General features: G+C 67.3%; 14 protein-coding genes. 6 read left to right on the top strand and 8 right to left on the bottom strand.

Features of this window, described 5'->3' with window-relative positions; translation table 11 throughout:
- Nucleotides 1-101: 101 nt before the first annotated feature.
- The 5 genes from EGM71_RS15940 (at nucleotide 102) to EGM71_RS15920 (ending at nucleotide 3,236) form a co-directional block, all read left to right on the top strand.
- Nucleotides 102-299 (top strand): hypothetical protein, encoded by a 198-nt coding sequence (locus EGM71_RS15940; RefSeq protein WP_057494733.1) that lies wholly within the window; start codon nucleotides 102-104, stop codon nucleotides 297-299.
- Nucleotides 296-832, top strand: a complete 537-nt coding sequence (locus EGM71_RS15935; RefSeq protein ID WP_188485654.1) for a glycoside hydrolase family protein — start codon at nucleotides 296-298, stop codon at nucleotides 830-832. The genes EGM71_RS15940 and EGM71_RS15935 overlap by 4 nt, the downstream gene beginning before the upstream one ends.
- 3 nt (nucleotides 833-835) lie before the next feature.
- On the top strand, nucleotides 836-1,300 hold the full coding sequence (locus tag EGM71_RS15930) for a lysis system i-spanin subunit Rz (protein WP_188485653.1): 465 nt from the start codon (nucleotides 836-838) through the stop codon (nucleotides 1,298-1,300).
- Between the two features lie 49 nt (nucleotides 1,301-1,349).
- A complete protein-coding gene (locus EGM71_RS15925) occupies nucleotides 1,350-2,213 on the top strand; it encodes an alpha/beta hydrolase (protein WP_188485652.1) in 864 nt (287 codons plus the stop codon).
- A gap of 84 nt (nucleotides 2,214-2,297) precedes the next feature.
- Nucleotides 2,298-3,236, top strand: a complete 939-nt coding sequence (locus EGM71_RS15920) for an alpha/beta hydrolase (RefSeq protein ID WP_188485651.1) — start codon at nucleotides 2,298-2,300, stop codon at nucleotides 3,234-3,236.
- A 37-nt stretch (nucleotides 3,237-3,273) separates the two neighbouring features.
- Here EGM71_RS15920 and EGM71_RS15915 read toward each other — a convergent pair whose 3' ends face one another.
- Together EGM71_RS15915 and EGM71_RS15910 are read right to left on the bottom strand one after the other, a co-directional pair.
- The gene (locus EGM71_RS15915; RefSeq protein WP_188485650.1) at nucleotides 3,274-3,699 is read right to left on the bottom strand and encodes a response regulator; all 426 of its coding nucleotides are present in this window, start codon (nucleotides 3,697-3,699) and stop codon (nucleotides 3,274-3,276) included.
- Nucleotides 3,700-3,793: 94 nt separating this feature from the next.
- Nucleotides 3,794-4,561 carry a CPBP family intramembrane glutamic endopeptidase gene (locus EGM71_RS15910; protein ID WP_188485649.1) on the bottom strand — a complete coding sequence of 256 codons (768 nt, stop codon included), beginning with the start codon at nucleotides 4,559-4,561 and terminating at the stop codon, nucleotides 3,794-3,796.
- Between the two features lie 149 nt (nucleotides 4,562-4,710).
- On the opposite strand from EGM71_RS15910, the gene EGM71_RS15905 reads away from it, so the two are divergent.
- A complete protein-coding gene (locus tag EGM71_RS15905) occupies nucleotides 4,711-5,019 on the top strand; it encodes a zf-TFIIB domain-containing protein (protein WP_014038203.1) in 309 nt (102 codons plus the stop codon).
- A 37-nt stretch (nucleotides 5,020-5,056) separates the two neighbouring features.
- On the opposite strand, the gene EGM71_RS15900 is transcribed toward EGM71_RS15905, so the two are convergent.
- From EGM71_RS15900 to EGM71_RS15875, 6 genes are all read right to left on the bottom strand, one after another.
- Complete coding sequence (locus EGM71_RS15900) at nucleotides 5,057-5,569, bottom strand: GNAT family N-acetyltransferase (RefSeq protein ID WP_188485648.1); 513 nt, start codon at nucleotides 5,567-5,569, stop codon at nucleotides 5,057-5,059.
- Nucleotides 5,570-5,650: 81 nt separating this feature from the next.
- Nucleotides 5,651-6,676, bottom strand: a complete 1,026-nt coding sequence (locus EGM71_RS15895; protein WP_188485647.1) for a copper resistance protein B — start codon at nucleotides 6,674-6,676, stop codon at nucleotides 5,651-5,653.
- Nucleotides 6,673-8,499 carry a copper resistance system multicopper oxidase gene (locus EGM71_RS15890; protein ID WP_188485646.1) on the bottom strand — a complete coding sequence of 609 codons (1,827 nt, stop codon included), beginning with the start codon at nucleotides 8,497-8,499 and terminating at the stop codon, nucleotides 6,673-6,675. Before EGM71_RS15890 ends, EGM71_RS15895 begins: the two co-directional genes overlap by 4 nt.
- Before the next feature lie 75 nt (nucleotides 8,500-8,574).
- On the bottom strand, nucleotides 8,575-8,958 hold the full coding sequence (locus EGM71_RS15885) for a CopL family metal-binding regulatory protein (protein WP_188485645.1): 384 nt from the start codon (nucleotides 8,956-8,958) through the stop codon (nucleotides 8,575-8,577).
- 94 nt (nucleotides 8,959-9,052) lie between these two features.
- Entirely contained in the window at nucleotides 9,053-10,858 is a 1,806-nt protein-coding gene (gene recQ, locus EGM71_RS15880) for a DNA helicase RecQ (RefSeq protein WP_188485644.1), read from the bottom strand.
- Nucleotides 10,859-11,371: 513 nt separating this feature from the next.
- Nucleotides 11,372-11,920, bottom strand: coding sequence for a Dps family protein (locus EGM71_RS15875; protein ID WP_006439098.1), 549 nt, complete (start codon nucleotides 11,918-11,920; stop codon nucleotides 11,372-11,374).
- Between the last annotated feature and the right edge of the window lie 79 nt (nucleotides 11,921-11,999).

Here is an 11,999-nt window from a genome sequence, read left to right as displayed (position 1 = left end):
CCTCCCGACCGGAACAACCCTCGTGCCGAGCCGGCAGCGGGGCGGGCATCTCTTCGGGCCACGTCGATGCGACGCGGCCTGCATTCCCTCCAGGACCCATCATGAAAGAAGAAATCATCAGTACGGCCGGCGCGGCGGCCATCAAGTCGGCGCCGCCGGTTACCGTCGCCGGTGCGCTTGCAGCCGGCATCACCCTGGACCGCCTGGTGGTGGTGCTGACCATCGTCTACCTGGCTGCGCAGATTGCCTATCTTGGCTGGCGCTGGCTGCGCGAATGGCGCCGCCGGGAGCGCGAATGAGCCGGCCCAGCAGCACATTGCCGGTACGCAGCCTGGTCGCCGCGCTTGCGCTCAGTGCTGCGGGCCTGATCGCCATCGTCGACCGCGAGGGATACACCGACGCCGCGGTGGTGCCCACGCGCAATGACCGTCCAACCTATGGCTTCGGCTCGACCGTCCGCGAGGATGGCACGCCGGTGAGGATGGGCGACCGCACCACGCCGGTGCGCGCGCTGCATGCCGTACAGGCCCATCTGGCCAGGGAAGAGGGACAGTTCCGCGCGTCGCTGCCCGGCGTGGCGCTCAGCCAGGGCGAGTACGACGTCTATGTCGATTTCCTCTACCAGTACGGCATCGGCAACTGGCGCGCGTCATCAATGCGCCGGCATCTGCTGCAGGGTGAATACCGCCAGGCCTGTGACGCCTTGCTGCTGTGGAAGCGGGCAGGGGGCTACGACTGTTCGACCCGTGTCGATGGTCGCCCCAACACCGTGTGCTGGGGGGTGTGGGAGCGCCAGCAACAGCGCCATGCACGTTGCCTGGCGGAGCAGTGACCCATGCCGCGCATGGTGGTGGTGATGGCGTCGCTGGTGTTGTGGTCGCTGCTGATGTTCATGACCGGCTGGCGCTGGCGCGGTGATCGCGGCGACCTCGCGATGGCGCGCGCCGAAGTGGAGCAACAGGCCGGAGCGGTGCAGTCCGAGCGGCGGTTGCGCCGGGATCAGGAAGAACGGAGCGAGGCGATGGCCTCACTGGGGGAACAACATGAACGAGATCGTGAGCGCGCGGCCGAGGTGGATGCTGATGTGGTGGCTGCCCTGCGCGCTGGCACTCTCCGCCTGCGCGACGACCTCGCCGCGTGCCACACTGGCCGTCTGTCCGAAGCCGCCGCCCGCACCGGCGAACGTGATGCGGGCGCCCAGTTACGAGCAGAGGTTGCGGCAGCGCTTGTTCGAATCGGACGCGATGCCGACGACCAGCTCCGTGCCTGCCAGGCCGTGATCGAACTGGATCGCCGTTGAGGGCGCCGGCGCAGTTATGCTGGCCGTCCTCTCGAAAATGGAAGTTCGCATGCGCGTCGCTGTCTTGTCCGTCTTGATCCTGCTGGCCACCGCGGGGCCAGGTGCTGCCGCTGTTCCCGTCGTGCAGGCGACGTCGCCGGACCCGGTCACTGCGGCGGCACCGTTGGTGATCGGCGAGACCTTCACCATTGAGTCGAAGGCGCTGGGCGAAACCCGCCGCATCAATGTCTACCGCCCGCAGCCCTGGGGCCTGGACCCGAAGGCGCCGCTGCCGGTGATCTACATGCCCGACGGTGGCATCGGTGAGGATTTCCTGCACGTGGCAGGGCTGGTGCAGGTGCTGAGCGGCAACGGCAGCATGCGCCCGTTCCTGCTGGTCGGTATCGAGAACACCGAGCGCCGTCGCGACATGACCGGCCCGAGCAGCGATCCGCAGGACCAGAAGATCGCGCCACGCATTGGTGGATCGGCGGCCTACCGCCGCTTCCTGCGCGATGAACTGATGCCGCAGGTGCGCCAGCGCTACCCGACCACCGACGAGCGCGCGCTGATCGGTGAATCGCTGGCCGGCCTGTTCGTGGTCGAGACGCTGCTGCAGGAACCGAAGTTGTTCAACAGCTACATCGCGCTGGACCCCAGCCTGTGGTGGAACCACGGCGCGATGCTGGCCGGGGCGGCCAAGCAGCTGCCGGCGGTAACGCGCGCGCAGCCGCACGTGTTCCTGGCCAGCAGCGGGCAGCCGGAGCTGGCCGCATCCACTGCACGACTGGCCGAGTTGCTGCAGCAGGCTTCGCCGTCGCCGCTGGTGAAGTACCTGCCGCTGCCGGAGGAAACCCACGCGACGATCTACCACCCGGCCGCATTGCAGGCGCTGCGCACCCTGTTCCCGGCGCCGCCGCCGGCCTCGCCCTGACCGCGCGTGGCGCGGCGCCGCGCGACGTGTGAGGATGCGGTAGCGACGCCACCCGGGTGCGTCGCCCGCAACGGGAGAGTGTGGATGCAGCGTGTGCGTGGATGGAGTGTGGCGGCCTGCCTGGCCGTGAGTGGTTGTGCGATGTCGGTGGCGCCACCAGCAACCCAGAATGAAGCGAAGGAAAGCGCGGCCACCGCCGCGCCGGGCGTGGTGCTGCCGGATACCGAGGCGCTGCGCGTGCACGATCCGGTCGGCCGCGATTACCCGATCTGGGTGGCGTTGCCGGCCGACTACGCCGCACATCCGGAAAAGCACTATCCGGTGCTGTACGTGACCGATGCGCTGTACAGCTTCCCGCTGGTGCGCAGCGTGCGCAACATGGTCGGGCAGAAGGGCGTCAACATCGAGGATTTCATCCTGGTCGGGCTGCCGCCGCAGGAAGGCCTGACGTCCAAGCAGAGCCGCTCGCGGGATTACACGCCCAGCGATCCGGCGCGTACCGATCCGCGTGACTACAGCGATGATGTCAGCTACGGCGGCGCCGCGCATTACCGCGATTTCCTCGCTGAGCGCGTGCTGCCGATGATCGATGCGCGCTACCGCACCGATCCGGCGCGGCGTGCCTATGCCGGTCATTCCTATGGCGGCCTGTTCGGTGCCTACGTGCTGACCACGCGACCGGACATGTTCCGTGCCTACATCCTGTCCAGCCCGTCGCTGTGGTTCGACAACCATCGGGTGCCGCGCATGCAGGCCGAGGCCAAGGCGCCCACGCAGCCGACCACGGTGGTGCTGTCGATCGGCAGCTTCGAAACGGTGAAGCCGGAGCCGCGCTATTTCACCCGCAACGACATGCTGCGCCACAACGCCGAGTTCGCCGAGCAGCTGCGCGCCAGCGGGCATTCGTTGAAGGTGGAGAACATGGTGATCGACGACGAGGACCACTTCACGGTCTACCCGGACATGATCACCCGCGCGTTGCTGAAGGTGTTCCCGGGTACAGGGCCGTACAGCAGCGGTTGATCGCAGGTTCAATCCACGCCATGCGTGGATGATTGCCTCAGGCCGCGCTGGCCTGCGGCGGCGGCATCAACGTGGCATCCGCTGCATGGCGGAAGCACAGGCGGATGGCATCGAGCAACTCGCTCATGCTGTACGGCTTGGGCAGGAAGTGGATGCCGGCGCGCAGCTGCGGCAGCACGCGGTGCTGGTCCAGGCCGGAGGTCACCAGGATCGGCAGCTGCGGCAGGTGCTCGCGCACGCGGTTGGCGGTTTCGATGCCGCTGATGCCGCCCAGGCAGACATCGGTGAACAGCAGGTCGAATGGCTCGCCGGCGTTGAGCAGGCCCAGCGCCGCCTCGGCGCTGCTGACAGCGGTGACCTGGCAGGCCTGGCTTTCCAGGGCGAGGCGACTGAGTTCCTGGGTTTCCTCGGCGTCCTCGATCAGCAGGACACGCGGTTCCACAAAGCGCTTGGACAGCAACATGACGCGGCAACTCCGGACAACAGGGGGAGCAAAAGGCGCGCAAGTATGCGCAAGCCGGTAGTGAGCCCGGCGTGCACGGCAAGCTAAGTGGGCGTTACAGGTGCGTCTGGCGCCGGCGACGCGCCTGCCAGGCCAGGGCCGCGACCGCCAGCAGGGCGGTGCCGATGCGCAGGCTGGTGGCCTGCCAGCCCAGCGCGACGGCGTCGTCGAGGCTGAACACATTCCAGGCCAGGTTCATCGAAACGTGCAGGATCAGGCCGCACCACAGCGTGTTGCCGTCGAGGTGGTCGAGCCAGGCGAAGATGAAGCCACCCAGTGCGATCACCGCACCGACGAACAGTGCGGTGCCGCCACCATCAAACCCGCCGAAGCCGAGCCAGTGCACCATGCCGAACAGCAGCGCCTGCGGCAATGCGAGCCACGGCCAGGGGCCGCGCACGATCTTCACCAGCAGCACGAAGCCAAGGCCGCGGAACAGCAGTTCCTCGGCCAGTGGGAACAGCACCGCCAGCATCGTGGCGTCCAGTGCGGTCAGCGCCCTGTTCGGCGTGCCAAGCAGCGCCAGGCCCAGCCAGCAGGGCAGGCTGGCCAGCAGCACCCACAACGGTCCGCCCCAGCCGTTTCCGCGCAGTCCGAGGCTGGCCAACAGGCCCGTTCCACGGGGGCGCAGCAGCAGGGCCAGCAGCACCGCGAGCAGCACCGCCAGTGCGTTGTCGAGCAGGCTGCCGCCGTAGGGGATGGGGAGCGCCGGAATCGGTGTGCCGATGCCCGCGGCGATATCGCGCAGGTTCAGGCCCAGGGCGACGCCGGACAGCACCAGTACCAGGCGCGCCGCAGTGGGCAGGCGGGACAGCACAGTCATGCACGCACTTCCTGCGGGACAGGGTTTCAGTCTGCGGGGTGGCAGGGAAGAGGGCACGCGCCGGAAGTCCTTGTGCCATCGGTCATGCGTTGCCGCACAGTCATCACCGTGCGGGTACAGTCGTTGCCAGACCGACAGGAGCAATGCCGATGCTGTGCCCCGTGTGCAAGACCCAGACCCTGCAGATGGCCGAACGTCACGGCATCGAGATTGACTACTGCCCGGGGTGCCGCGGCGTGTGGCTGGATCGCGGCGAGCTGGACAAGATCATCGAACGCGCCGGCGCCGGTGCGGCCGTGCCGCCGCCAGCGCCCGTGCAGGCTCAGCCAGCATCCGCGCCGCCACCGGTGATGCATCGTGATACCCGCCACCTCGGCCAGCGCTACGAGGACAACCGTGGCCACGGTTACAAGAAAAAGAAGAAGGACAGCTTCCTGTCGGAGCTGTTCGATTTCTAGGTTGTAGAGTCGAGCGTGGCTCGACTTAGGCGCATGATCAGGGCCGCCGAAGGATGAACTCGCGGTCGTGCGTGTCACCAACGATGAAGTCGTACTCGCCGACCTTGCTGCAGCCATAGCGTGCGTAGAAGCGCTGCGCGCCGAAGTTCTCTTCCCAGACGCCCACCCACAGGGTGCGGCGCTGCGGCTGGTCCAGCCATGCCATGAATGCGTCCATCATGCGTGCGCCGTGGCCGCCGTTCTGGTGTGCGGCCAGGATGTAGAACCGCTTCAGTTCGATGTCTCCCTCGCATGCATCGGCATGCGGCAGGGTGTTGGCACCGGCGGCCAGATAGCCGGCCACGGCGTCACCGTCCATCAGCAGCCAGACCGCGCTGCGTGGGTCGGACAGTTCGGTGCGCTGCGGTTCGCTGCTGTAGTGCGCCTGCAGGAAATCGTGCAGCTCCTGCGGCGGATAGGAATCGCCCCAGGTTTCGTTGTAGGTGGCAATCGCGATGGCCGACAGGGCATCGACATCGGCAAGGGTGGCGCGGCGGATCTGCAACGACATGGCGGTGCCTGCAATGGAACGTGGCGCAGTGTAGCCGGCCCCGGCGGCTGCCGGGGCTGGCCATTGCTCACGAACCGCTGCTCAGAACCACATGCGCACGCCGGCGACCCAGCGGGTGTCGCGCGCGTGGTCACCGGCATAATCGGCGGTGTCGCCAAACGTGCGTTCGTGGCTGATGCCGATGTACGGCGCAAAGCGGCGGCTGAACTCATATCGCAGGCGCAGCCCGGCTTCGACCTTGTTCAGCCCGCGGCCAATGCCGTACTCCGGTTCATCCTTGGCCGCGACGGTGGCTTCCAGCAGCGGTTGCAGGATCAGGCGGTTGGTCAGCAGCACGTCGTACTCGACCTCGGCCTTGGCCAGAACCTGGCCGCCGGAACCCATGTACAGCGTGGCCGAGCTCTCGAACTTGTACGGTGCAAGGCCCTGGATGCCGATGGCCGCCCACGCGCGCGAGTCGGCCGGCCGGAAGTCCTGGCGCACGCCGACCAGCACGTCCCACCACGGCGACACACTTCGGCCATACAGCGCTTCCAGTGACGATGACTCAGTCCGGCCGCGGCTGCGTTCGCCATCGGTGCGCAGCCACAGGCGGTTGATGTTGCCACCGATCCAGCCGGTGGCCTCCCAGGCCTGGCCGTTGCTGCTCTTGCCGTCCCAGTGTTCGAGGCGGTCGATCAGCAGCAGGCTGTTGATCTCCGGTGCATGCTCCATCGCACCATGCGCGATCGGCGGGAATGCGGCAGCGCGGTCGGCATCGGTGGGAACCGGGATCGGCTCGCGCGGTTCGGTGGGCGCGGGCGTGCCGTGGCCCATTGCCGCATGATCCATCTTGGAGTGGTCCATCGTGGCGTGGTCCATCGCCGCCGGTTGCGTTGCGCCCTGGTCCATCTTCGAGTGATCCATGGCTGAGTGGTCCATCGCGCTCGAATCCATCTTCGAATGATCCATCTTCGAATGATCGACCTGTTCGACCGGTGCCTTGGCGGTCTTCGCCGGCGGGGCCATCGCCGCCATGTCATGGCCGGCGTGCGACTGCGCGAACACCGGCAATGCGGCGGCCAGGCCCAGGGCCAGCAGGCTCGGGGAAAGCAGTGAGCGGCTCATTCTTCGATCCTCACTTCGCGCATCATGCCCGCTTCCATGTGGTACAGCAGATGGCAGTGGTAGGCCCAGCGGCCGAGCGCATCGGCGCGCACGCGGTAGCTGCGGCGGGTGCCTGGCGGCATGTCGATGGTGTGCTTGCGCAGCTGGAACTCGCCCTGCGCGTTTTCCAGATCGCTCCACACGCCATGCAGGTGGATCGGGTGCTGCATCATGGTGTCGTTGACCAGCACGATGCGCATGCGCTCGCCGTAGTTCAGCCGCAGCGGTTCGGCGCTGGCGAACGGGATGCCATCGAACGACCAGGAGAACTTCTCCATGTGCCCGGTCAGGTGCAGCTCGATCTCGCGGCCCGGCTCGCGGCCATCGGGGTCCTCGAACAGGCTGCGCATCGCGCCATAGGTCAGCACCTGGCGGCCGTTGTCGCGCAGGCCGATGCCGGGGTCGTCCAGCTTTGGTTCGGTGGCCGAGCTCTGCATGTCCACCAGTGGGTTGTTGCGCTCGCTGGCCGGGTGCTTCGGCGCCTTGCTGGCGGCGTCGCCGCCGGCGGGAGCGCCGTGGCCCATGCTGGCACCGCAGCCGCCTTCCATGCCCTTCATCGCGGCCATGTCGTGGCCGCCGTGACCACCACCGCCCATGTCGTGCCCCGGCATGCCGTGGCCCATGTCGGCCATGGTCAGCAGCACGCGCGGGTCGCGCTCGGGAATCGGCGCCTGCAGGCCGTGGCGTACCGCCAGCGTGCCGGCAGCGTAGCCGGTGCGGCCCATGTCCTGGCAGAAGATGGTGTAGGCATCCTGGCCGCTCGGTTCCACCAGCACATCGTAGGTCTCGGCCGGAGCGATGCGGAATTCATCGATGCTGACCGGATGGATGTACTGGCCATCGGCGGCGACCACGGTCATCTTCAAGCCGGGGATGCGCACGTCGAAGTAGGTCATCGACCCACCGTTGATGAAGCGCAGCAGCACCTTTTCGCCACTGCGGAACAGGCCGGTCCAGTTGCCGGCCGGGGCAGTGCCGTTCATCAGGTAGGTATAGGTGTTGGCGTTGACGTCGGACAGGTCGGTCGGCGTCATCCGCATCCGTCCCCACATGCCGCGGTCGGACAGCGCTGCCGACCAGCCATCGCGCTTCACATCGCGCAGGAAGTCCGGCAGCGTGCGCATGTAGTAGTTGTCATACGCCGCCAGCTTCTTCATGCGGCGGAACAGCGCGCCCGGGTCCATGTCGGTCCAGTCGGACAGCATGATCACGTGCTCGCGGTCGTGCCGGTACGGCGCCGGCTCGGCCGGGTCGATGATCAGCGCGCCGTACAGGCCGGCCTGCTCTTGGAACATCGAGTGGCTGTGGTACCAGTAGGTGCCCGACTGCTTCAGCTCGAAGTGGTAGTGGTAGGTCTCGCCGGGGCCGATGCCGTTGAAGCTCAGGCCGGGCACGCCGTCCATGTTGGCCGGCAGCAGGATGCCGTGCCAGTGGATCGAGGTCGGATGGCGTTCCAGCGTATTGCGCACGAACAGGTCCACGGTCTGGCCTTCGCGCCAGCGCAGGATTGGTGCCGGCAGCGATCCATTGACAGTGATCGCGGGGCGGGTGCGGCCGGTGAAGTTGGCCAGCGATTCGCCGATGGCCAGTTCGATGCGGGTGTCGCTGAGCACGGCGGGGGCGCCGGCCAGGCGGGGGACGGCAGTAGCGGCGGCGAGCGCGCGCTGCGGCACGCCGACAGCAGAAATGCCGGCAACCACGCCGCCGGCGGCCAGGCCCTGCACGAACAGGCGGCGCGACGGCATGGGCACAGCGCCCGGACCGGGGGGAATGCGGGTATTCATGGTGGTGACTCCAGACACGTGAAGACGCCGGCAGGCGGCCGGCTACGGTGCGCAGCGCGCACGGTGCGTGTGGAATCAGCCGATGGGAGGGCGAGAGATCGGCGGCAGCGGCGGCGCCGGCCGACCGGTGGCCGGCATCGGCTGCGGGGCCAGCGACAGCGCCGGTCCGGCCATGAACGGCAACGGCTGCACCACCAGCAGCGGGTGCTGGGCGCAGCTGCGTACGCAGTCCTTGATCTGGCAGTGGGCGTCGTGGGCCGGGGACTTGGCCTGCGGGGCCGGGTCGGCCTGCATGCCGGCGTGGTGGTGGCAGTCGGGGGCGCCGCCATCAACAGCGGCGGCCACGGCGTGCGCCATCCGGCCCATGTCTTCGTGACCACTGGCCATGGCCGCGTTCAGCCCGTTGAGCAACAGGCTGAGCATGAGCACGACGCGGAGCAGGGTCGAGGCCAGGGACATGGCGCTAATCTAGCCGCAAGCGGGCGCCGATGCACTTCCAGCTGAATGGCTGGTTCAAGGTTGGACCTGCACCAATGTAGAGCCGAGCCCGCTGCTAGCCTTCTTCGCGCACGATCTCGACCAGGCGCGGGCCATAGCGGCTCAGCTTGGTGCCGCCGATGCCGCCGACCCGGGCCAGTTCATCCAGGCTCGTCGGGCGCTGCTCGGCGATGTTGCGCAGGGTGCTGTCGTGGAAGATCACGAACGCCGGTACGTTCTGTTCGCGGGCCAGTTCGGCGCGCAGGCCGCGCAGCGCGTTGAACAGGGCCAGGTCCTGCGGCAGCACCGACAGCCCGGTGCGCTGCGCACTGCGCTCGCGTCCGCTGGTGCTGCTGGCCGGGTCGCGGCGCATGCTGATCTGGCGTCGACCGGTCAGCACGTCGCGGCTGGCGTCGGTCAGGCGAAGGCCGCCGTGGCCCTCGCTGTCCACTTCCAGCAGGCTGGCGGCGACCAGCTGGCGGAACACGCTGCGCCAGGTGCGCGCATCCAGATCGCGACCGATGGCATAGGTGCTGAGCTTGTCGTGGCCCTGCTGCCTTACCTTCTCGTTCTCGCTGCCGCGCAGGATGTCGATCAGGTGGCCGACGCCGAAGCGCTGGCCGCTGCGGTAGACGCAGCTCAGCGCCTTCTGTGCCGGAATGGTCGCGTCCCACGAGGCCGGCGGCGTCAGGCAGTTGTCGCAGTTGCCGCAGGGCTTGGGGTAGGTCTCGCCGAAGCCGGCCAGCAGCACCTGGCGGCGGCATTGCATGGATTCGCAGTAGCCCAGCAGATGGTCGAGCTTGGCCCGCTCCAGCTGCTTGCGCTCTTCGCCGGCCTCGGACTGCTCGATCATCTGCTTCAGCAGCACCACATCACCCAGGCCGTAGCACAGCCATGCCTCGGCGGCCTCGCCATCGCGCCCGGCGCGGCCGGTTTCCTGGTAGTAGCCTTCCATCGACTTGGGCAGGTCGGTATGCGCGACGAAGCGCACGTCCGGCTTGTCGATGCCCATGCCGAAGGCGATGGTGGCGCACATCACGATGCCGTCTTCGCGCAGGAAGCGGCGCTGGTTGTTGGCGCGCACGTCCGGCGGCAGGCCGGCGTGGTAGGGCAGGGTGTTGAAGCCCTGGCCGCAGAGGAATTCAGCGGTCTCCTCGACCTTGCGCCGTGACATGCAGTAGACGATGCCGGCCTCGCCACGGTGGCTGCGCAGGAAATCGGTCAGCTGCTTGCGCGCGTTGTCCTTCTGCACCACGGTGTAGCGGATGTTGGGGCGGTCGAAGGAGCTGACGAAATGTCGCGCTTCCTGCAGGTCCAGGCGCTCGGCGATCTCGCGCTGGGTCGGCGGATCAGCGGTGGCGGTCAGCGCGATCCGCGGGATCTGCGGCCAACGCTCGTGCAACACGGTCAGCTGGCGGTACTCGGGGCGGAAATCATGGCCCCACTGCGACACGCAGTGCGCTTCGTCGATGGCGAACAGGGCGATCTGGCTGCGCGACAGCAGCGACAGGAAACGACCGGTCAGCAGTCGCTCCGGGGCGACATAGAGCATGTCCAGCTCGCCGGCGAGCAGTTCGCGCTCGACGCGGCCGGCAGTCTCGGCATCAAGGGTTGAATTCAGGTACTCGGCACGCACGCCGAGCTGGCGCAGGGCTTCGACCTGGTCCTGCATCAGCGCGATCAGCGGCGAGATGACGATGCCGCAACCGTCACGCAGCAGGGCCGGGACCTGGTAGCACAGCGACTTGCCGCCGCCGGTGGGCATCAGCACCAGGGCATCGTGACCGGCAGCCACATGCTCCACGATGTCCTGCTGGGGACCACGGAAATCGTCGTAACCAAAGACGCGTTGGAGCAGGTCGTGCGCGGGACGGGAAGCCATCCGGCTAGTTTACCCCGGCGGGGGTGTCTCGGCAGGGCTGCGCCCTGGGAACGCGCCATCGCATGCGCGCTTCCGCTCCCACGCTTCGCTGCGCGAAACGCGGGCCCCACTTACCAGCTCCCAGACCCCCGCCGCTTCGCGGCCGCCCCCTGACTCAGGGGGCTCTCCCCCCAGACTTGGCCCGGTGGCCAGTAGATCCACGCCATGCGTGGATGAAATCTGTCAGATATCGACAAACAAAATGGGGTCAGAGCCGTTTTCCGAAGGAAAACGGCTCTGACCCCAAGCTTTGCCGGCAGTTCGCGGAAATCTGTCGAAGGCGGGGTGGGTCCGGTTGCGGGGGCGTGAGCGCCATGGATGGCGCGACCGAGCCTACATGGACGTATTTACGGCGTCCCCCGCAACCGGACCCACCCCGCCAACCCTCAGGAAACAAGCTTTTGACGTTGACGTTGCTCTGGCTTGAAGGCTTCGGCAGGTGCAGGGCGCAGCCCTGCCGAAGCCCCCCAACTCTTACTGGAGCAGGGAACGCAGCATCCAGGCGTACTTCTCGTGCGTCTGCAGGCGCTGGGTCATAAGATCCTCGGTCGGGGCGTCGTCACCCTTGGCCGCAACGTCCAGTACTTCACGCGCCGTACGGCAGACCGCTTCGTTGGCGACCACCAACTGGCGTACCATTTCACGCCAGTCCGCACTGTCGGTCAGGCCCGGTTCCTCGGCGATCGAGGTCAGCGCAGCGAATTCCCGGTAGGAGCCCGGGGCATTGAAGCCCAGCGCGCGGATGCGCTCGGCCACATCGTCCAGTGCCGCCCACTGCTCGGTGTACTGCGTCTCGAACATGGTGTGCAGCGAGTTGAACATCGACCCGGTCACGTTCCAGTGGAAGTTGTGCGTCTTCAGGTAGAGCGTGAACGCATCGGCCTGGAAGCGCGACAGACCGTCGGCGATCTTCTTGCGGTCGCCCTGGGTGATCCCGATATCGATGTTCGGCGCCGACGGTGCCGCCGCTGCAAGCTTCTGCTTGCCGGTCTTGGCCTTGGTCGTGCTCTTGGTCTTCGCCATGGGGTTCCTCCTTGTGGAATCGTTGGCCTTCACAATAAACCGGTCGTGATGACTGGTCGCTTTCAAAGTTTTGAACGAA

Source organism: Stenotrophomonas maltophilia (assembly GCF_006970445.1).
In the GTDB taxonomy this organism is placed as follows: domain Bacteria; phylum Pseudomonadota; class Gammaproteobacteria; order Xanthomonadales; family Xanthomonadaceae; genus Stenotrophomonas; species Stenotrophomonas maltophilia_AU.
Note: the sequence above shows the minus strand (reverse complement) of the source record. Positions and strands in the feature narration are given on the sequence as shown.